The 21,242-nt window shown below is 35.0% G+C and carries 23 protein-coding genes; 21 read left to right on the forward strand and 2 right to left on the reverse strand.

Translation table 11 applies throughout. From position 1 onward, the window contains the following. Positions 1-381: phage integrase N-terminal SAM-like domain-containing protein (locus tag ABD873_RS13105; protein ID WP_345069017.1), on the reverse strand; the 381-nt coding region annotated here is incomplete at its 3' end. A gap of 178 nt (positions 382-559) precedes the next feature. Here ABD873_RS13105 and ABD873_RS13110 point away from each other — a divergent pair. The 7 genes from ABD873_RS13110 to ABD873_RS13140 all read left to right on the forward strand — a co-directional run bounded on the left by ABD873_RS13110 (position 560) and on the right by ABD873_RS13140 (position 8,642). Next, a complete protein-coding gene (locus ABD873_RS13110; protein WP_345069019.1) occupies positions 560-1,588 on the forward strand; it encodes a hypothetical protein in 1,029 nt (342 codons plus the stop codon). Positions 1,589-1,810: 222 nt separating this feature from the next. Further along, positions 1,811-2,983, forward strand: coding sequence for a hypothetical protein (locus tag ABD873_RS13115; RefSeq protein ID WP_345069021.1), 1,173 nt, complete (start codon positions 1,811-1,813; stop codon positions 2,981-2,983). A gap of 300 nt (positions 2,984-3,283) precedes the next feature. Next, complete coding sequence (locus ABD873_RS13120; protein WP_345069023.1) at positions 3,284-4,561, forward strand: mechanosensitive ion channel family protein; 1,278 nt, start codon at positions 3,284-3,286, stop codon at positions 4,559-4,561. 211 nt (positions 4,562-4,772) lie between these two features. Beyond that, positions 4,773-5,354, forward strand: a complete 582-nt coding sequence (locus tag ABD873_RS13125; RefSeq protein WP_345069025.1) for a Crp/Fnr family transcriptional regulator — start codon at positions 4,773-4,775, stop codon at positions 5,352-5,354. An 87-nt stretch (positions 5,355-5,441) separates the two neighbouring features. Continuing rightward, entirely contained in the window at positions 5,442-6,074 is a 633-nt protein-coding gene (locus ABD873_RS13130; RefSeq protein ID WP_140936949.1) for a hypothetical protein, read from the forward strand. Positions 6,075-6,079: 5 nt separating this feature from the next. After that, on the forward strand, positions 6,080-6,505 hold the full coding sequence (locus tag ABD873_RS13135) for a hypothetical protein (protein ID WP_116876870.1): 426 nt from the start codon (positions 6,080-6,082) through the stop codon (positions 6,503-6,505). Positions 6,506-6,944: 439 nt separating this feature from the next. Continuing rightward, positions 6,945-8,642, forward strand: a complete 1,698-nt coding sequence (locus ABD873_RS13140; RefSeq protein WP_345069032.1) for an ATP-dependent nuclease — start codon at positions 6,945-6,947, stop codon at positions 8,640-8,642. Positions 8,643-8,753: 111 nt separating this feature from the next. Here ABD873_RS13140 and ABD873_RS13145 read toward each other — a convergent pair whose 3' ends face one another. Then, complete coding sequence (locus tag ABD873_RS13145; RefSeq protein ID WP_425568727.1) at positions 8,754-10,271, reverse strand: IS1182 family transposase; 1,518 nt, start codon at positions 10,269-10,271, stop codon at positions 8,754-8,756. A gap of 231 nt (positions 10,272-10,502) precedes the next feature. Here ABD873_RS13145 and ABD873_RS13150 point away from each other — a divergent pair, with 231 nt between their 5' ends. The 14 genes from ABD873_RS13150 (at position 10,503) to ABD873_RS13215 (ending at position 21,022) form a co-directional block, all read left to right on the forward strand. Then, the gene (locus tag ABD873_RS13150) at positions 10,503-11,213 is read left to right on the forward strand and encodes an endonuclease/exonuclease/phosphatase family protein (protein WP_345069034.1); all 711 of its coding nucleotides are present in this window, start codon (positions 10,503-10,505) and stop codon (positions 11,211-11,213) included. A 219-nt stretch (positions 11,214-11,432) separates the two neighbouring features. Then, positions 11,433-11,924 carry a hypothetical protein gene (locus ABD873_RS13155; protein WP_345069036.1) on the forward strand — a complete coding sequence of 164 codons (492 nt, stop codon included), beginning with the start codon at positions 11,433-11,435 and terminating at the stop codon, positions 11,922-11,924. A gap of 80 nt (positions 11,925-12,004) precedes the next feature. Beyond that, positions 12,005-12,394, forward strand: a complete 390-nt coding sequence (locus ABD873_RS13160; RefSeq protein WP_345069038.1) for a hypothetical protein — start codon at positions 12,005-12,007, stop codon at positions 12,392-12,394. Between the two features lie 298 nt (positions 12,395-12,692). Continuing rightward, positions 12,693-12,941: a hypothetical protein gene (locus ABD873_RS13165; RefSeq protein ID WP_345069039.1), complete on the forward strand. Its 249-nt coding sequence runs from the start codon at positions 12,693-12,695 to the stop codon at positions 12,939-12,941. Positions 12,942-13,436: 495 nt separating this feature from the next. Continuing rightward, the gene (gene estT / locus ABD873_RS13170) at positions 13,437-14,279 is read left to right on the forward strand and encodes a macrolide hydrolase EstT (RefSeq protein WP_345069040.1); all 843 of its coding nucleotides are present in this window, start codon (positions 13,437-13,439) and stop codon (positions 14,277-14,279) included. Between the two features lie 302 nt (positions 14,280-14,581). Then, complete coding sequence (locus ABD873_RS13175) at positions 14,582-14,941, forward strand: VOC family protein (RefSeq protein ID WP_345069041.1); 360 nt, start codon at positions 14,582-14,584, stop codon at positions 14,939-14,941. 8 nt (positions 14,942-14,949) lie between these two features. Continuing rightward, a complete protein-coding gene (locus ABD873_RS13180) occupies positions 14,950-15,378 on the forward strand; it encodes an EVE domain-containing protein (protein WP_345069043.1) in 429 nt (142 codons plus the stop codon). A 2-nt stretch (positions 15,379-15,380) separates the two neighbouring features. Then, positions 15,381-15,842 (forward strand): MarR family winged helix-turn-helix transcriptional regulator, encoded by a 462-nt coding sequence (locus ABD873_RS13185; protein ID WP_345069045.1) that lies wholly within the window; start codon positions 15,381-15,383, stop codon positions 15,840-15,842. Between the two features lie 458 nt (positions 15,843-16,300). Beyond that, a complete protein-coding gene (locus ABD873_RS13190; protein ID WP_013667836.1) occupies positions 16,301-16,891 on the forward strand; it encodes a TetR/AcrR family transcriptional regulator in 591 nt (196 codons plus the stop codon). 299 nt (positions 16,892-17,190) lie between these two features. After that, a complete protein-coding gene (locus ABD873_RS13195) occupies positions 17,191-18,006 on the forward strand; it encodes an AraC family transcriptional regulator (RefSeq protein ID WP_345069050.1) in 816 nt (271 codons plus the stop codon). Positions 18,007-18,084: 78 nt separating this feature from the next. Next, positions 18,085-18,801, forward strand: a complete 717-nt coding sequence (locus ABD873_RS13200; protein ID WP_053327196.1) for an FAD-binding oxidoreductase — start codon at positions 18,085-18,087, stop codon at positions 18,799-18,801. A 50-nt stretch (positions 18,802-18,851) separates the two neighbouring features. Continuing rightward, positions 18,852-19,610 (forward strand): type I methionyl aminopeptidase, encoded by a 759-nt coding sequence (map, locus tag ABD873_RS13205; protein WP_345069055.1) that lies wholly within the window; start codon positions 18,852-18,854, stop codon positions 19,608-19,610. Beyond that, positions 19,607-19,771 carry a cyclic nucleotide-binding domain-containing protein gene (locus ABD873_RS13210; protein ID WP_345069057.1) on the forward strand — a complete coding sequence of 55 codons (165 nt, stop codon included), beginning with the start codon at positions 19,607-19,609 and terminating at the stop codon, positions 19,769-19,771. The genes map and ABD873_RS13210 overlap by 4 nt, the downstream gene beginning before the upstream one ends. Positions 19,772-20,173: 402 nt before the next feature. After that, positions 20,174-21,022 (forward strand): class I SAM-dependent methyltransferase, encoded by an 849-nt coding sequence (locus tag ABD873_RS13215; RefSeq protein WP_345069059.1) that lies wholly within the window; start codon positions 20,174-20,176, stop codon positions 21,020-21,022. The last annotated feature ends 220 nt before the right edge of the window (positions 21,023-21,242 follow it).

Here is a 21,242-nt window from a genome sequence, read left to right on the forward strand (position 1 = left end):
CCTGCTTTGCAGCTGGCTTTCCGAAATCTTCAATGTATTGATGCAATAAAGAATGTAAGCACGGAGACGGTCGTAGCCCAGCGAATCAACGGGCACATCTTTCAAAATATACAGTAGCTGTGCAAATTCGATCATGTATGTCTTTATGGTGGATGGACTATAGGCTTTCATCTGCAATACTTCTTTCATGCGTTGTAACTCCCGAGCATTTACGGGTGACAATTTGGACAACACCCCTTTGCCAACCGGTGGGATTTTCATCCCAAACAGTGTCCGGAAATGGGTGTTGTCCGGTACATACCAGCACTTTTCAGACCTGCTCCACCTACCTTTCAGCGATTTGACCAAATCAATCTTTGCCCGGTCGTATTTGAAATCCATCCAAATAACTGCGACATCCTTGCGCCTGCCGTCCCGAAAATCAAAACCGGAAAAATCAATAGCTTTCATACTGCGCATTTTGTATTACCTAATAAAGAAAATCTAAGAAAGTTATACAAAATGCGCAATGGATAAAATCGCACAACCATAAAGTGAAACCCCTTACAAACAAATATTTATGGCAAAACAGAGAATTATTGGTTTTTTTTGTAAAGAAGATTATTGCGTATATTTGAGAGTTAGCCGTAATATTTACCAACCGTCGCGTATGAACAAATTTTATAATCTTGATGGACTTCCTTCAGACGAAAAAACAGATAGATCAATTGTCGTTGAATGGAACGATCAATTTTCAATTATAGCTTATGACAACACAAGTGATTTAGACGTTAAATTAATTTCACTTACAAACAAAGTCGCAGAAGAATTATTTGGAAGTTTACAAATTCTATATAATTTTCCATTAACATTTGCACATACTTACGGAGGTGTAGATGCCGAAATTAAAGTCTCTAAACAAGAATTTGAAAAGTGGGTTTATTCACAAAAATCAATCGAGACACATAAAATTCTATTTTATTATGATTTCCAAAATCTTGTGGGTTCATTACAGAATTTAGTTTCAGAATCAAGATTTTTATTTTGTGATTTTTATAAAACATTCAATGTAAATTCCTTTATGTTGAGTACAAAACCAATTCAACCAAATGGGTTAATGTTCGCATCAGGGCAAATAGTAACAAATATTTTTTCAAAAATTAATCACTTATTCATTAACTTAACAAGTCAACTAGACTTTATCACAAAAATTCTATTTGAAATTGAAAACTTACCAATTGATTTCAATGAATATCCTAAAATGAAATCAAAAGGTATATTATACGGCGATTTTAAAAAGATTAAATCAATAAATTTTGAAAATACACTTTTTGAGAAAACCGATGAAATTAAATTAATTATTAGTTTGAGAAACGAAATTATACATAATGCTTCCTTTGAAAACATACCGAAAGTATATCAAAAATTTGAAGACAATATTTTAGTTGAAAAATTTATATACATTCCTGATTATACAAATGGCTTATTTGATACTTTCAAAAATAGAAACAGGTTTTTCAATAATGAAGTAAAGTTGAATGAGCAATTACCTACTCTAATAAAAGACTTTTGGATTAGATTGGAAAATACGATAGATTCAATTAAATAATACTACGGCTAACATCGTATTGGCGAAATGGCGGTTTAAGGGAGAAATTGAAAGTTTCTCCTTTTTTTGTCGCAACAGCCTTTTATATTTCCTTTTTTCATAAATTTAGAAAATAATAAAAGGCTGTTGCTTAGCTTAGTGCAAATTTGAAAGTTTTGGCTTTCTAATCCGCCACTATCGCCAATACGCGGCCCGTTGTGTGCCATTATAAAACAATACTCAATGGATAAACTTTTTACCGTTATTTTATTACTGAACATATCAATTGCATTTGGACAATCAACGTTAGAGACTTACCGATTTTCTAAAGATATTTTATCCCAAATCGATAAAGATACAGTTGCTTGGAAATATCAAATAGGTGCAACTGAATTATCTTTCAGCGGATACTATCGAGAAGTCCTTCAAGTATGGGATAAGAATGGCGTGAGAAAACCAAAAATCACTCTAGAAGACAGCTTGTATTTTACAAGTAGTAAAAAAGTAAATGCAAAAGATTACATAATAAAACAATCAAAAAGTGCACAAATTATCATTATTAACGAAGCACACCATATTCCAAAACATCGCACTTTTATTAAATCTCTTTTAAAAGAATTATACGATAATGGTTATCGTTATTTAGGCCTTGAAGCATTATTTGATTCGAAAATAAATGAGACAAAATATCCTGTAATAGAGACAGGATATTACACGAGAGAACCTGAATTTGGAAATTTAATTTCAGAAGCCCTAAAGATTGGTTTTATTCTTTTTAGCTATGAGGCTTCTGATGGAAAAAATGGTAAAGAGCGAGAAATTGAACAAGCTGAAAATATCCAAAAGTTTATCGAAAGAAATCCTTTAGGAAAAGTACTTATTCATTGTGGGTATGCTCACGCTTACGAAAATGATTATCCTGCTTGGGGAAAGGCAATGGCAGGAAGATTAAAAGAAAATATGAAGATAGACCCTCTAACGATAGATCAAACGATGTTTTTAGAAAGATCGGATAGAGAAAACAATCATTTATTTATTAAACTAAATAATACAAAGGAACCCATTATTTTAATAGATGAAAACGGAAAAGTTTTTAATGGCAAAAGCGAAAGTACGCAAACAGATATAGTAATCATCCATCCTCCAACTGATTATATTAATAATCGTCCTGAATGGTTATCAAATGGGAAAAAGGTATATGTCATACCTCATCGTAAAATTAAAAAACATCGACCATTACTTATTTTAGCGTACAGGAATGATGAATTTGAAAATAATGGAATACCAGCAGATATTATTGAAATTATTGATAATAAAATACCAAGGGAACTCTATCTTAGAAATGGAATTTATACAATTGTTATGAAAGACGAAAATTACAATATTATTAATAAATACAACATTGAGATTAAATAACTGCCACTAACAAGGGCTTGGCGCAATGGCGGCTTTAGGCTAAAACTAAACTTTAAGCCTTCTATTCCGCAAAAAAGCCAATTATATTGACTTTTTTTGAAAATTTAATCAATTAATTGGCTTTCGCTTACTGTGCCGCTAAATTGAAACTTTTTGCTTCTATTTCCGCCACTACACCAAGCGCAACCGTTGGCGGTAATGGCAGGAGCAACCGAGTTCACATCGGACATCCGATGAATACTTGATAACTTCTTATAATTTAGCCTTACATTTTGACAAAATTTGCAAACAAACAATATTATGGATTGGATAAATTTTCTTGAAGAACACACAGAATTATTAATATCAAATTTAGGAGTTTCAGAGCATTGGGTTGTCTATTTCAGATTGCTTGTTCTTATCATACTCCTAATCATATTATCATCTCTTTCATTCTTAATTGCAAAAAGGGTTTTCATATATTATCTCTATAAAGTATTTAAAAAAAGCTCGTTTACTTGGGACGATTTATTTGCTGATACAAGAGCATTCAACAAACTAGCTCACATCGCCCCTGCGGTTATAGTGCGATTAATGGCTCCTGCTATTTTTTCGGACTTTGAACAGATTCTTCCATTCGTTATAAGATTAACAGACGCTTATCTAATAATCGTTAGCATGGCGGTGTTTTTTTCTATATTAAAAGTGGGCGAATACACCTTATCCCAGCTTCCTGTATTTAAAGATAAGCCATTAACCAGCTACTTTCAGCTCATTAGAATTCTACTTTATGTAGTTACGATCATTTTAGTGCTTTCGGTAATATTAGGTAAGTCACCTATTTATTTTCTTAGTGCATTTGGTGCAATGACAGCCATCTTACTATTGGTATTTAAGGATACTATTTTGGGCTTAGTGGCGAGTGTGCAGATGTCATCTAATGATATGGTGCGTGTGGGCGACTGGGTGGAAATGCCCAAATTTAATGCGGACGGAGATGTTATTGACATCAACCTGAACACTGTAAAAGTGCAGAATTGGGATAAAACCATTACTACCATTCCAACTTATTATTTTATTACAGACAGTTTTAAAAACTGGCGGGGAATGCAACAAAGTGGTGGAAGAAGAATCAAAAGAGCTATTTTTATAGATGCTCATTCGGTAAAACTTGTCGATGCTGAAATGAGAGAAAAGCTCAAAAAAATTCAACTTATTTCCAATTACGTAAAAAACCGTCAGAAAGAAATAGAAGAATTCAATACTCAACACAACATAGACACCTCAGTCTTAATTAACGGCAGGCAATTGACCAATTTGGGCGTGTTTAGAAAATACATTGAAAGCTATCTGAAATCACATCCGAAAATCAGACAGGACATGACCTTAATGGTCAGACAGCTTGCTAGTGAAAACAAAGGCATCCCGATGGAAATTTATTGTTTTACCAAAACTACCGCTTGGGTCGAATACGAATCAATACAATCAGATATTTTTGACCACTTGTATTCTACTGCTACTTTTTTCGATATAGAAATATTTCAGGAGCCGGGTGGGAAAGACTTTAGCATCGCTTTTGATAGAAATAATGTGACGTGATTTTGACCTTTACTGAAATCAATAAAAGAGCCACTACCGCCAACAAATGGTCATACGCAATGCGGGGTGCTGTGCCTGTTTTATAGGCAATTCATTTAATAAAGCTTGTCGTAACTCGACAAGTTAGCGCTTCGAATCCCGCACTGCGCATACCGGCGAACGTTATGGGCAACCTTAGACGACACCCCCACAGACCAACGAACACAGGACAATGAGCGACTTTAAAATATTTAAAAATTGGCTGACACAAGTTTCCTTTCTGACAGAAAAGGACTGTTCGCTTTTTGAACCCTTTTTAAAGACAAAACAACTTAAAGCGAAAGACTACTTTTTGACCGAAGGAAAAATTTGTCACGAAATCGGCTTTATCAATCAAGGCTGTTTCAGAACTTATTACCTTGCAGACGGAAAGGAAATCAACACGCATTTTGCATTTGAAAATGAATTTGTAACGGACTATGACAGCTTTTTACAAAGTAAACCCAGCCGCTACTTCATTCAGGCATTGGAAGACGCTGAAATTGTAACATTCAATTTATCCGCTTTACAAAATGCCTACAACCAATCGCAAAATTGGGAACGCTTTGGCAGAATGATAGCCGAACAATCTTACAAGCTGACCACACAACGGGTTGAAAGTTTTTTGTTTTTAGACGGAGAACAGCGATACCTTGACTTGCTTAAAAATCAACCACACATTTTTGATAGGATACCGCTTTATCACATTGCTTCTTATTTGGGACTTGAACGTGAAAGCTTGAGCCGACTACGGAAAAAAATTGCTAACAAGTAGCGATTGTAACATTTGTCAATTTCTTCTTCATTCACCTTTGAGACTTTTGCAGTGTAAAATTTAATGTTTCACTAAAAAAAATTCAGAATGAAAAAGGTGATTTTTTCCGCTACTGCAATAGCTTTTATGATTTTGGCGAGTTGCAGCACTTCAAAACAAGTAACAGTTCCGCTTAACCGTTCCGTTGAGTTGGACGACACCTACACAATTATTTGGAACGGTGTCAGCAAAGCATACCGATACGAAAACGGACAATGGTTGCGAGCAGAAAGTTATGATTACCAATTTGACGTTGTTCAAAAACGTTATGACAATCATTGGAAATCCGTTAAATCATTGCACCGTATTCACCCCGACTATGACGGCAAAGCGGGTAACAGAGACCAGACAATGTATTTTGAAGTTGCTTACCAAAATCTGATTGACGGAAAAGTGCAAGCAACTATCAATTCATCGCTTGGCAACGGAACGGGAACAACAGACGCAGAATTTCGTAAATCCGTTTTGATAATGTATGTTCCAAATGCAAGTAAGTTTATGCCGTATAACAAGTTTAGAATTACGCAAAACTACAACTACGAAGAAGGTGTGCTGACCGAAACTGTTGAACTCATCAAAGAAAAAGACGGCAAAGAAATTCCGTTTATGAAGAACGAAGAAACCGCTTTGATTTTTATTAAAAGTAAATTGGACAAAGCACCAACAACCTTTAAACACTAACAGCTATGACAAACGAAGCAAGAAAAATAAGCGGTTACATTTTGCTTTCCGTTCCAACAATCATTTACGGTGGGTATTTTTTGCTCACCGTTTTAAGCGGACAACAGGAACATTTGCAATTAACGGACTTCCAAAAATCAATGTTCCGTGCAGGACACGCCCACGCAGGTGTTTTGGTCATTCTTGCGTTAGTTGCTCAACTCTTCGCAGACCACGCTTCTTTGTCCAATCGTTGGAAATGGTTTGCCCGACTTTCATTCCCGATTTCAGCCATTACAATTAGCTTAGGCTTCTTTGCGGCAGCTATCGGCAGACAAATTACCGAACCGACAGGACTAATTTTCATTTTGTATGTTGGTATTGCAATACTGACTTTTGGACTTTTGACATTGGGAATTGGACTAATCCGACAGAAGAAAGGCAGCCCATAACAGCGGTAACCGTTGCACAACTCTCTATTTTTCCAAATAATCTTTAAAACCCAAAAAACTCAACCTCTTTTAAGTCGATTTAAAGGAGGTTTATTTTTTAGTTGTAGTTCAAAATGCTAAAATTTGAGTGGCTTAAAAATGAGGTTTTGAAGTCGTAAAAGTACAGTTTTACAAAAGCCAAGCCTTTCTCTTGTAAGGTGTGTTCCAAGCCTCAATAAATCGCACGGGATTATCAGCACTAATCTTGTCTTCTAAGCTACTCATTTGTAACTGATGGCGGGAAATTCCTTGGATGTGTTGCATATATAAAAATACAGCTTTCTCATTTTTCTCACTAGTTTCTTACTATATTTGTTTGAGAGATTGTGAGTTTTTTCACAGTCTGGCGTTAGCGGTAATTTATAAAAGACGCACGTATCAAATTAATTCCTATTTTCATATGAGAATTTTAAATATAAAAGCTAAAAATTATAGAAGTTTAGAAGAAATTGAAATAGAATTTAATGAATTTTACAATGCCTTATCAGGTAGAAATAATTGCGGAAAATCGAATATTATAAGAACCATTTTATTTTTTCTTACATACGACCTAAGATTATTCTATCCTATGAGAAACGGTCCTATTAATTATTCAAATGATTACCCATATTGGAAAACAAAAGATAAAATCAAAGAGTCAATTGAAATTGAAATAAATCTAGAACTTAAAAAAGATTTAGATGCTGGCATTTACAAATTTATTAATGAATTAATATTTAAAGAAAACGAGACAAGGCAAAATGAAACTGAAATTGTCTCTATAAAAGCTGAACATAAGCCAGATGAATCTAATACAATTATTGAAGTATTTTTTGGAGATAGTAAAATAGAGGATGAGTATAAAAGAGATGAATTTCTTAACAGATTAAGAGGTTCAGAATGTGTAATATTTCATAATTCAACAGAAAATGAACCTATCTTTTTTTCACAAAGAAGAAGAGATTCGTTATCGTCATATTTAACTAATGAGGATTTAGAAGCAATTACAGCGAAAAAAAATCAATTAGAGACTGTAGTAAAAAAATCACTTAAAAAGCATCAAACAGAATTTAGTTCACTTTTAGGAAGACTTACCGAAAAATATGATGTTTCACTTGGTATACCTAATTTAAATATTGATAGAGAATCTATTGAAATTTCTCTAAAAGAAAAAGGTGTTGAAGTATCTTTAGAAGATTGGGGTTCCGGTACAAAAAACAGAACTTTAATTCTATTGAATTTAATGAATGCTAAACGAATTCAAGAATCTTCAAATATTAGTAAAAAATTAACCCCTATAGTAATTATTGAAGAACCTGAAAGTTTTTTGCATCCTTCAGCCCAAGCTGAATTCGGCAGAATACTTCAAGATCTTGCTGTAGAATTCAAAATTCAAATAATTGTTGCAACACACAGTCCTTATTTATTAAGTCATAAACAACCCAAAGCAAATATCCTACTTGAAAGAGATTTAACTAACAAAAACAAAGGTTCAAAATTAGTTAATACAGGTGGTGATAAATGGTTTGAACCTTTTGCCCTATCATTAGGTATAAAAGGTGATGACTTCGGACCATTAAAATCTACCATCTTCAGTGATAAAAGTGATATTATTTTAGTTGAAGGAAGTTCAGATAAAGAATATTTTGAACTTTTAAAAGACAAAAAACACGGTAACAATAGATTGATTTTTGATGGTGAAATTTTTGCTTATGGAGGCGCGGGAAATATTAAAAATAATATTCTCTTGAAATTTATAAAAGAAAGATTTAAAAGATTCGTTGTAACTGTTGACTTGGATAAGATTACTGATGTTAAAAGTTCATTTGACACACTTGGATTGATAGAAAATAAAGAATACATAATAATCGGCAAAAATGAAACCGGCAAAAAAACAATAGAAGGATTAATCCCTGATGTAATTTTCACAAAAGTTTATACTAAAGAAGTAGATTTAGTTAGAAAATCAATGGAAAATTCTATCCAAGGAAAAGAAGCTAGAAGTTTATTTAAAACAAAGGTGCTTGAAGCATTTAAAGAAGAAGATAAATTAGGTAATTTAAACATCTACAAAGATTTTTATCCAGTTGTTTCTAAATTAAATAAAATATTCAAATAATAAACTACCGCTAACAAGGGTAACCGTTGCACAACTCTCTATTTTTCCAAAGAATCTTTAAAACCCAAAAAACTCAACCTCTTTTAAGTCGATTTAAAGGAGGTTTATTTTTTAGTTGTAGTTCAAAATGCTAAAATTTGAGTGGCTTAAAAATGAATTTTTGAGCTCGTGAAGATGCGTTTTTAGAAAACAGTACACTTCCCCTAGTTTTAGGGATATAACTTGGGCTACAACACTTGGCTTTTTAACCACAAAACGCAGGTATTTTTTGAGATTGTAAGTCAGGGCAGCCATCAATACGTGTTTGTGGGCTTGTTTCATACCCCGGGAGTTGATTCGTTTCATATTGTGATGGTTGATGAGTGTACCCAAGACAGGTTCTACTGTGCTGCTACGGCGTTTGGTCAAAAAACGTGTGTAGTTTTTGTCTTTGTTCAACTTTTCGTGCATTTGGTCATACAAAGGCTTATGAAGACTGTCTTCAATCTTTTTGAACTTGGTGATTTTTCCACAACACTCTGCTCTGAGAGGGCACTTTCCGCAATCTTTTTCGCTACTTCTATAGCTTGTCTTTTGGTAACCTTTACTATCGGTCATTATGCGTTTAAAAGGCAAAAGAGCCTTGTTGCCTCCTTCTTTGATACATTCGTAACGGTTTTCTTCTTTGTTGAACACAAATCCTTCTCGTTCGGGTTTATACTGTCCGAAGTTTGGGATATAGGCATTGATGTTTTTATCTTGGCAATACTGTAAACTTTCTCCGCTGCTGTAACCCGCATCGGCCAGCACTTCCTCTATTTCTATTTCGTTTTGACTTAGGTTGTCAAGGGTTTGATCCATTATTTCTGAGAAAATAGCGCTGTCTTTACTCCCTGCCGTGCTCACACAAGCTCCGGTAATGACGTGGTGGGCATCGTCAACGGCCAACTGTCCTGCATAATTGAGCTGTCGGGGTTTGCCGGGTTTGGTTGATATTTTCGCATCCGGGTCGGTAGGACTGTAATGGGTGTGATTCGAGAGATATTTCGGTCGGATTAAATTGCCGTTTTCATCGGTTTTTTCGCTATTGCTATTACCTGGCATTCCTTTATAAGCTTCTTTTTTCCAAGCATGGTGTTGTTCCACTAATTTCTTTCGGGTGCTGGTGGTTTTAAACTCACTGTTTGCTTCTAATTCATCCACAAAAGCGCTCGCATCTTCTAACACTTCTTTCTCCACCAAACTATCCATACTTGCATTGGCTTTGATAAATGCACTGTCCACACATTGACGCTTTCCGCGAACCATTCCTTTTTGAACGCATTTGCGTAAGATGTCTTGAAATAAACTTAAAAATACTTCTTCGCCAAAAAGCTGTCGTGTACGGCTGATGGTGCTGTGCCAAGGCAGCTCTTCATCTAAATCATACCCCAGAAACAAACGAATACTCAAGCTGTCGGCACAATAACGCAATAAGGCTCTATCACTATTGATATTGTTGAGATAACCAACCAGCAGTATCTTAAAAAACACAACCGGATTTATGCTTTCTTGGCCTTCCTTACCGTAATACTTTGAAGTAGAAGCATACAGATAATGGAAATCCATTTCTTTTTGGATAAGTCGATAAGTATCATTTTCTGGAACCAAGTTCTCTAAGCTAGTTTGATAGAATAGTTTGGGGGTAAATTCTTCCGTCCTTGCATACGGGAAGATAAGAAACTTTTATTAATTTAGTTGTGCAACAAGCACAAGGGTTTGCAAAATGTGTGGGTTTTGTGCGATTGCTTCCGTGTTTTTTAAAACTTCGTTTAAAAAAACACTTCGCAAACACCATGCTTGTTATCTGCAACTGTATGAAAAAAATTGCGTATATTCTAAATGAGAATTATTACTTGGAATTGTAACATGGCATTTAGAAATAAATCAGAATATATTATTTCTAAAAAGCCAGACATATTAGTTATTCAAGAATGCGAAAATCTTAACAAAAATCTTTTTCAAAATTGTTTACAAAAGCCCTGTCGATCATTTTGGTACGGAACAAATATTAACAAAGGAATTGGAATATTTACATTCTCAAATTATGAAATTGAATTGCTAAAAATTCACAATCCCGAATTTAGGTTTATTTTACCTCTTTCAGTAAAAAATGAAGAAAGTGAGTATATCATTTTAGCTGTGTGGACGCAAAAACCCAAATATCATGATTGTTACACAGAACAAATTTGGAATGCGATTCATTATTATTCAGAACTTTTTAAAAATGAAAACTTAATAATAATCGGCGATTTTAATAGTAATTCAATTTGGGACAAACCTAAAAGAATATATAATCACACAAATCTCGTAAACAAACTGCTTGAGTATAATATCTACAGTTCTTATCATGCTTTTTACCAAGAAAACCAAGGAAAAGAAACAAGGGCTACTTTATTTATGCATCGCAAAAAAGAAAGACCATATCATATCGATTATTGTTTCATTTCAGAAAAACTTAAAAATAAACTTAAGAATGTTATAGTTGGAGAATATGAATTTTGGACAAAACTAAGTGATCATACACCACTCATAGTTGATTTCAAAGAATAATTGCAGCAGATAACATCAGCTTGGTGAAATGCGGGGTTAATTGCTAAATTGAAATTCTACTTCCCTATCCGCATATGGCTGGTCGCTTTTGTTTTTTAGTAAATTTACAAAAAGGCTGACAGCTTGGGGTTCGTTCGGTTATGAATTGAACTTTTGCTCAATTCAAGCCCGCACTATCGCCAATACGCGGTCGTTGGCAAACATTAAAAAATTAAACTAATGATTAAAAAAACAATTTATTCCTTACTATTCCTGACCATAATGAGTTCTTGTGGGTCAGTAAAACTTAGCGTAAAACCAGGAACAACATTTTCCCGAAACGCAACTCTAACTATTGCTGCTCAAGATGACAAATCAGGTACAGTGGGAGAACTTAACCACTTGCTTTTTGAAAAAGGATTTAATGTGATCTCATATTCAACAGCAAAAACAGCCGTAAAATACAAAGACAAAATAGAGGGGAGCGACCCTGTGAATAATGAATTTGAAGCAGAAGTTTATAGGATTAAAGAGTTGAATTCAATTTATGCTTTAGAATTAGACTATACTTATTACTATGATGCTTTTTATTACGCTTACCGAAGTTTTTCTGCAAGAGTAGTCGATCTAAATAGTGGAGAGATTGTAATGTCTGCCAATTTTAGAGGTGATAGGTCAGTCCGATCAGTACTAAAAGATTTTACAACACAACTTGCTGCTCAGATTAAATAATAAACGTTTGCCAACAAAACCTATACGTAATGCCCTACGGGACGCTGCGCATAGCCAAACCGTTGTAAAACATTTGCGAAATGAAAATTCAATACAAAAAACGACAACTAAATTTCAATCTGATTTTCGGAATAATATGGCTAACATATTTTTTAGTAAAGCTAATTTTTGACGAAGAAATTCATTGGATTGATTATGGTTGGATTTTAATCTCATTGGCATATTTTGGAATTTATTTTTATCAAAAGAAATATAAATATGTGAGCATTGAAAACGGAATATTAACAGTAAACGGACCATTCGGAAAAAAGCTAAATCTGAATGAAATAAAACAGATTAAAAAGTTTGCAGGAGATTATATTATTAAAACAGATAATAAAGAATTGACTATCAATACGCAGATAATTGAACCGAACTCACTCGCTGAATTAAATGCGGAATTGGAAAAACTGAATGTAGAATGGAATTAAAAAATGTTTTACAACAACGTGTAAGCGCAATAACGGCTGAATTTCCTAATTGGAAATTCAACTCGTTTTGCTAAATTAGGTGTGTCAGCGGAAAGTACTCGCACACTTTCCCGTTACTGACGCTTACACAAAACCGTTGCAACAATTAACTCTAGGGGTCTAGGATTAGAAGTTTATAGTAATGAAAACAAAACTCAATCTACAAACAAAAGAAGTGTAAACGATGAAGAAGCTCCCGATGACGATGACCTAGATGTTATAGTTAATGGCGACCTAACATGGGAAGAAGTTGGTGGCTGTGTTTGTTGTAGAATCTCTTGGTGTTGACGCATTGTGGGCATTGGGAACATCAACAGGAACATCTTGGACTTACGCAGCGTTAAGAACCACATTCAAAAATGTAGCAAAAAGATTTTTAGGTCCAGTTGGAGTTGCAATAGCTGTTGTTGATTTTTCATGGTGTTTAATAAGAGAGGGTGCTGATGATGCAGAGCCAATAGATAATGATGATATAGACTTACCTGTTCCAAATGATGATGAGCCATGATTATTATACTACCCATATTGATAATAGTATATTACAAAAGAGTGACTGGATTATTAAAAGCAATCAATAATAAACAATACTTAAAAATGGAATTACTTCTTTTCAGTTTGACAATTATTTTAACAATTTTTGTCCTCTATGTTTATAGATCGCTTTAACAGTTTTGACGAAAACTAAATAATTCTCCCAACAGTATATATGAAGATATGGTAGCTTAGCTTTAAATGCTCAACAAAAATAAACTTGTTGAGCATTTTCTATATGTGAGATTTGCGGTAATGTTACTTCTGCCAACAAGGTATTTATAAAAGGCGGGCTGAAATCTAAAACTCAACTTTTGTAATTCTATTTCGCCTTCGCCATTTTTCTTGGCAGAAAAATGTAAATTAGCCAACAAAAATGGCTCGGCTTACCGAAGTGCTACAGTCAACTGATGAACATTCATCTTCCACCCTTCATAAATACCCGGCCCGTTGTAAACAGAATAAAACAGGAATGAAAGAGAAAATAATAAAAGCAAACAACATTGAACTTTCAACTGAAAGTTTTGGAAATGAAAATAATCCTGCAATCCTATTGATAGCAGGTGCAACTGTATCAATGTTATATTGGGACACTGAATTTTGCGAACAACTATCAGAAAAAGGATTTTTTGTTATTCGCTATGACAACAGAGACGTTGGTCAATCTACAAATTATGAGCCGGGTTCAGCACCATACGACATTGTTGACTTAACAAATGATGCCATTGCTATTTTGGACGGCTATGATATAGACAAAGCAAATTTTGTTGGAATTTCATTAGGCGGATTGATTTCACAGATAGCCGCAATTAAATTTCCAAATAGAGTTAAAACATTAACTCTTATTTCATCTGGACCCTGGGGAGACTCAGACCCAACTATTCCCGAAATGGATACAAGAATTATAGAACACCACGGAAATGCAGAATCTGTTGATTGGACAAATGAAGATAGCGTTGTAAACTATATGGTAAAAGGATTTGCTTTAATGTCGGGTAAGAAATCTTTTGACAAACAACGTAGCGAAAAATTAGTGAGAGCTGAATTTAATAGGGCTAAAAACTACATAAGTATGTTCAATCACGCTACTTTGGAAGGTGGAGAAGAATATTGGAATAGACTAAATGAAGTATATCAACCGACATTGATAATTCACGGAACAGATGATAAAATTTGGCACTATAAAAACGCAGGTGTATTAATTGAGAAAATAAAAAATACGGAATTAATTACTCTTGAAGGAACAGGACACGAATTACACTTTGAAGATTGGACAACAATAATTAACGGACTCGAAAAACATATAAATGACTGAAAAAGAAGAACAACGACCCGCTAACAGCACCTACACGCAAGTGGGGGTTCAGTGCTTCTATGACAGTTTAGTGCAAGGTTCAAGATAAGTGCTTCTAATGAAGTTCAGTGCTAATAATCTCCACCTGCGTGTAGCTGCAAAACGTTATGTGCAATGTTGTTCCGCACAAACCGGCTCTGAAAAATTCTCCAACAGACAAACTTCGACACGATAGCAACAATTTGACAAACTAAAAAACGAAAAATTATTTGCATTTTGTTGTCGTATATACTATATTTGTGACAACAAAATAATTAAAAGAAATGAGACAATTAACATTTGCATCTCTTCAAGTGAGAGATTTAGAAGCGTCAAAAAACTTCTACACCACCAAATTGGGGTTTGAAATAAGTGAAACCAACCCACAGGCTTGTGTTTTTACATACAATAAAGGACAAGCCAGTTTTGCCATACGCACACCGTTAGAGGATATTGACGGAAAAGAATTAGGCATAGGTGTTTCTCTTTGGTTTGCAGTAAATGAAAACGTAGATGAATTAAAAGAGCGTTTTATTGCTAATGGAATAACAACCGCTACGCCTATTATGGAAACACCCTTTGGAAGAGCGTTCCACGTAAAAGACATAGACGGTTTTAAACTTACCTTTTTAGAAGCCAAATAATTATTATTGTGGAACGAGGGGAAAAATATTGGGTAATTGTAGCGTCAAAAGACCACGTTAAAACAGGTATTTCCGGAGGATTTGCACAAGCCTGTCACGGAAAATCTACACCTCTAAAAAGAATGCGAAGTGGCGATTTTGTTATTTACTATTCGGGAAAACAGACAATGGGAAAACCTGATAAATGCCAACAATTTACGGCAATCGGACAAGTGAAAAATGAAACTGTTTATCCGTTTCAAATGACCACAGATTTTTGTCCGTTCAGACGGGATATTGACTTTTTTGACCATAAAGACACTTCCATTTTACCTTTGATAGACGATTTACAGTTTATTCAAAACAAAAAAAGTTGGGGTTACCCTTTCCGTTTTGGATTTTTTGAAATCAATAAACACGATTTCGATTTAATTTCATCAGAAATGCTTCAAAAATAATTATGGCTAAAAAAATAGAATTTAAGTTCAAAGCACCCAACGAAAGTCCGGGATATTTGCTCGGACAGGTGACTTTGCTTTGGCAACGAAAACATAAAATAGTTTTAGACCCTTTGAATTTAACCCAAACACAATTTGTTCTTTTAACAGCATTGGCCTGGCTATCAAAACAAAATGAAAACGTAACACAAGTGGACATAGCTAACCAAAGCAATTCCGACAGAATGATGGTTTCCAAAGTCTTGCGGACATTGGAAGAAAAGAAATTTATCAGCAGACAAGAACACGAAACAGACACAAGAGCCAAAGTAATTAAATTGACTGACGAAGGTGCGAAAGTGTTACAAAAAGCATTGACTGCCATTGAAAATGCTGACATTGATTTCTTTTCGGCTATTGGTAACAAATTGTCGTCATTCAACTTGACAATGCTAAAATTGATAGAACAAAACAAAGACGAGTAAAAAACACTGCCTGTAACATCGCATTGGCAAAATGGCGGGTTAACGGCTAAGTTGAAAGTTTCTGCATTTTTTGCCGCCGAATGTGTTTCACATTCGCTTTTAATTTGTAAGTTAGCTTCTGTGAAAACACATCGGCTCACTGTCGTGCTAAATTGAACTTTCGGTTCAATTTTTCCGCCACTTCGCCAATACGCGGCCCGTTACCTGCAACCCTGCGAACCGACAGTGCAACCATTGACGAGAGTAAAATTAGACATTGAATGACTGTCCCCGTGACGGCTTCAATTTGACATCGGGACAAAATTTAAACTTTGGTGTTTCTATTTTACGGCAGTTTCGGGGGACAGTAATTCAGTGTCTTACGGACTTTGTGAACGGCAGGACGACAATTCACAAGATTATTGCCAACAACCCGACATTTTTTCGTTCCTTTGCATAAATACTAAGCAGTATCTTTTATGAAAAAGGCGGAAGCAACACGGTTGATGATTTTACAGAAAGCGTTTGAACTGATTTATGTCAAAGGTTATCAGACGACAAGCATTGACGACATTATCGCCACGACAAAAGTTACCAAAGGAGCTTTTTACTACCATTTCAAAACCAAAGACGAAATGGGACTTGCCATCATCAACGAAATCCTAAAGCCAACACTTACAAATAGTTTTATTGAGCCGCTTCAAACCGAAGAGAATCCATTAGATGCTATTTATAACCTAATGGACAATCTTTTAATGAAAAATGATTTTCTGAAAGTGGAATATGGTTGTCCGGCATCCAATTTCACACAAGAAATGACCCCGTGGAATTCGGAATTTAATAAGGCTTTGAATGAATTAACTCAAGAATGGACAAAAGCAATAACCGCTACCATCGAAAGAGGCAAGAAAAGCGGTACGATCCGTAAGGACGTAAATGCGAAACAGGTAACTATCTTTGTTATGTCGGGCTATTGGGGCATCCGGAATTTGGGAAAATTAGAGAACAGCAAAAAAGTGTATGTATCTTATTTAAAACAACTTAAAATCTATTTGGATAGTTTGAAATAATTTTTCATCGAAAAACATACCGAACGGTATTTTTTAAATTTAATTTTGCAAGTCAGATAAAATATGCAAACATCATTCTTAAAATACAGTGACCAATACATTGGGTACAGCGTTGATAGGGTTCATATTTCACATCATATTGTATATAAATAAACGAACATGAGAATTGTCCGAAATGGACAATGCTCTTCGCTACCTAACCGCAGCTATTCCCCATATTCAAGTTATAATAACAACAAATAACTCCTGTCAATAAAATGGAAACTCCCATAAGTAACATTCCCACACATTCTTTTAATATGGAGGAGAATTCCGGAATATTTGTAACCAAAATAACTTCGGAAACCTTTGATGAAAATGTTGAATCGGGTCAAGCACATCGGCATAACAGCCATGTTTTGGGATTGCATTTAAAAGGAATATCTCTTGTGGAACTGGATTTTAAACAGTACCAAATAAAACATCCGTCCGTTTTGTATCAGTCTCCCAATCAGGTGCATAGAATACTGAATATCGATGAAATAGAAATGTTCTTATTGGTAATGGAGCAAGAACTTATTGATAAAAACCTCTATAAATATCTCCAGGGAATCATTACGCCACATCCCCTGCACCTAAGATCTGATGAAATGAATATTTTAGAACAGGCTTTCTTATTATGTGCTAATCTTCATGATAAAAAGGAGGATAAATTCTATTTCCATTCATTAAAGAATGCTTCTAATGCCCTCATCGGCCTATATCTTTCTTTTTACCTAAAATCGTTGCAGTCACAAGAACAGCTTTCCAGATTTGAACGAATACACTATGACTTTCTAAAACTGCTGGAAGTACAATTCAAAGTTTGGAAACGCCCTTCCGATTATGCTCAAAAATTAAACATCTCAGTAGCCTACCTTAATGAATGTGTAAAAACAGTAACTGGTTTTACCGTTTCTTATCACATTCAACAGAGGGTTGTCTTAGAAGCCAAGCGCCTGCTGTACTATGCCGACAAATCCGTAAAAGAAATTGCAAACGAATTGGGCTATGATGATTACCCGTATTTTTCGAGATTGTTCTCTAAAGTTGCCGGAATGACTGCTTCGACATTCAAGAACAAAAACCACGTTTAGTCCAATACTTACCTCTATTGTATACTTTCTCGGTTTATCAATTCTTCAGTTATTTGCATAACTAAAATAAATAACATTATGCCAAGAGCTCCCAAATGGTTATTTGATACCGTTGATTTACTTACGACAAAACTTCCCGACGTAACAGTAGATGAAACCGTTTTCTTATCACCATCAGTAAAGAAAATTCGGATGTCCGGAGTCTTTGACAAAGTAAAATTGACTGTTGGTGCATATATTGATTTCAGAGTAACAGAAACCGAAGTTAGACGCTACACTGTTTCAAATTTTGATAAGGAAACACAAAGTATGGAGTTTATCGTTCACCTTCATGGCAAAGGTTGTGGCGCTGATTACATGAACGCCTTGCAACCGGGCGACGTACTATCTTTAAATAAACCCAGTACGATGATAAAATATTATGATTCATCCTTTCAGCAATACATTATTTTTGGAGATGAGTCTTCTTTGGGATTGGCACAATCATTTGCTCCTGTATTAAAGCAAAACAAGCATATATTTCAGTTTATTTTTGAATTAGACGAGGAAAATCTAAAAATTCCTGAAATCTTGGGACTGGAGTCGGTTATTGTTTATCCCAAAACAGGATTATTTAAAAACGAGGATTGGATAAAGCAATTGCCCGTATTTCCTCTTCAAAATGAAGCTCATATCAAGTTTATCCTCACAGGAAATGTAAAATCAGCTCAAACCTTTAGAAAAGTTATAAAAGATACAACGAAGAGCAAAGTATATCTGCATGGCTATTGGTTAGAAGGCAAAAAAGGATTATAAAGGTTAATATTTATTAAATTTGCAATGTAAAAGCAACCATCTAAATAAAAATGTCAATAACAAAACACGAAGAATTAATAGGAATGCAGAAAGTAAGCGAGGTAGTTGCTTACACCTTGAAAGAAATGCGCAATTATGCAAAACCCGGTATGACAACCAAAGAATTAGACGACTTCGGCGCAAAAATACTTTCGGACTTCGGGGCAAAATCCGCACCTTATTTGACTTATGGCTTTCCGGGATGGACTTGTATAAGTGTGAATAATGAGTTTTGTCACGGCATTCCATCTGAGAAAAGAACATTAAAAGAGGGCGATTTGGTAAACATTGACGTTTCTGCCGAACTTAACGGCTTTTGGTCGGACAATGGTGGTTCATTTGTTCTTGGAGAAGACATCTACCAACATCAAAAATTGGTGGATGCATCCAAAGAAATCCTGCAAAAAGCCATTGGTAATATTAAAGGAGGGGTTAAGATTTCAGAAGTCGGGCACATCATGGAAACCGAAGCCAAAAAAAGAGGTTTCAAGGTTATTAAAAATTTGGCCGGACACGGTATTGGAAGGAGTTTACACGAACAACCCGATGAAATAATGAACTACAAAAACCGATTTGACCAAAGACGGTTTAGAAAAAATTCAGTAGTTGCCATTGAAACCTTTATCACCACAACTTCAACCTATGCAACAGAGTTAAATGATGGTTGGACCATGGTGGGAAACAAAGGTGGTTTTATGGCGCAACACGAACATACAATCGTTGTCACCGACGGAAAACCAATCATACTAACCGAAATGAATGGGATTTGAAATTAAAAAGTAAAGACCCTTGGACCATCTTATCACCTTTTTTCAAACAGGTGGAAGCTCCGGCAAGAACCATCCTGTTGCAGGAAGGGAAAATTTCCAAAACGATGTATTTTATTGAAAAAGGTTGCCTGCGTACCTGGGCATCACTTCCGTTTCCCTGAGCCGAATCCGAAACAGACAATAAAAACGGACTTATTAACAATTGTTATCGTCCGACACCTGCTTTACTGCTCAATTTTGCACTGTAATTCAAACAGTCAAAAATGAGAACCGTCATCGTATTCAACCATCCTTATGAAGGAAGTTACTGCAACGCCATTTTAGAATCGGTAAGCAAGGGACTTCAAAAATCCAGTCACGCTGCGTGTTGAAATATATTTCATGAAGTGCAAGAACTTGTTTAAAACTCATCCAATTGTTTTGTTGCCCGTATACGATTTTATAATTTTGAAGGAAATTGGTTTAATAGTATTATTCAAAATAGTAACAACGTGCAAATGACATTACAGACTAAATAATAGCTTCATAATCATTGCACTTGATATTAATCATAAAACAAAGAAATGGGAAGAGATAAAGTCATAAAGCCGGATAATACCGCAGTAAGAACCGCATTATGGAGAGCGTTACACGTTCAGACAGATGCAAAACCTCATATACTTGAAGATGAAATAGGATTCAAGTTAATTGCACCTGATGATGATTGGCAGGAACGGCCTGACATGAAATATACCAAGCGGCTTCGGGCTTCTATCGTAGCCCGTTCACGTTTTATTGAAGATATAGCTAAAGGGCAAATTGAAAAAGGAGTAAAACAATACGTTTTGCTTGGTGCAGGATTGGATAGTTTTGCCCAACGAAATACAGAAATCAGTTCGCAAGTTGATATTTATGAAATTGACCAACCCGACACATTAACGTGGAAAGAAGAAAAGCTGATTGAAAACGGCTATAAAATCCCCGGCAATCTCCACTTTGTACCTGTTGATTTTGAAATCTCATCTTGGTGGGATGAGCTATTAAACAAAGGTTTTGACATTAATAAAAAAGCCGTTGTTTCTTGCACAGGCGTAACCCTTTATTTGACAAAAGAAGCCATTACCGACACACTGAAGAAAATGACTTTGCTTGCGCCTGGTTCTACTATTGCAATGGCCTTTTATCTGCCATTGGAATTACTTGATGAAGAAGACAAGCCATTAATGGAAATGTCGATAAAAGGAGCGGCAGCTTCAGGTACTCCTTTTGTAAGTTTTTTTTCGGTTGAAGAAATTATAAAACTCGCTGAAAAAGTAGGTTTAAAAGAAATACAGACAATCTCCACAAAAGACATGACGGAAAAATACTTTAAGAACAGAACCGACAACCTTCTACCAGCAAGCGGAGAATTTTTTTTAGTGGCAAAGACCTGATAAATTGTGCAAGGAAGTTTTTTCCTGCAACCGTGATGTATAGTGATATAAAACGGCTGAAAGCAATGTTTTTGCTGGTGTTTTACCGTAGGTTAACATAGTTATGAGATATCCGCACAAAAACGGTTATTATAAATAACGCTAAATTTGTATTGAAAAACAGATCAAAAGAGAATATTTTTATGGGGCATATAAGAGAATACTACGAACGGATAATAAA

It is taken from the genome of Sphingobacterium thermophilum (genome assembly GCF_039541675.1).
Lineage (GTDB): Bacteria > Bacteroidota > Bacteroidia > Sphingobacteriales > Sphingobacteriaceae > Sphingobacterium > Sphingobacterium thermophilum.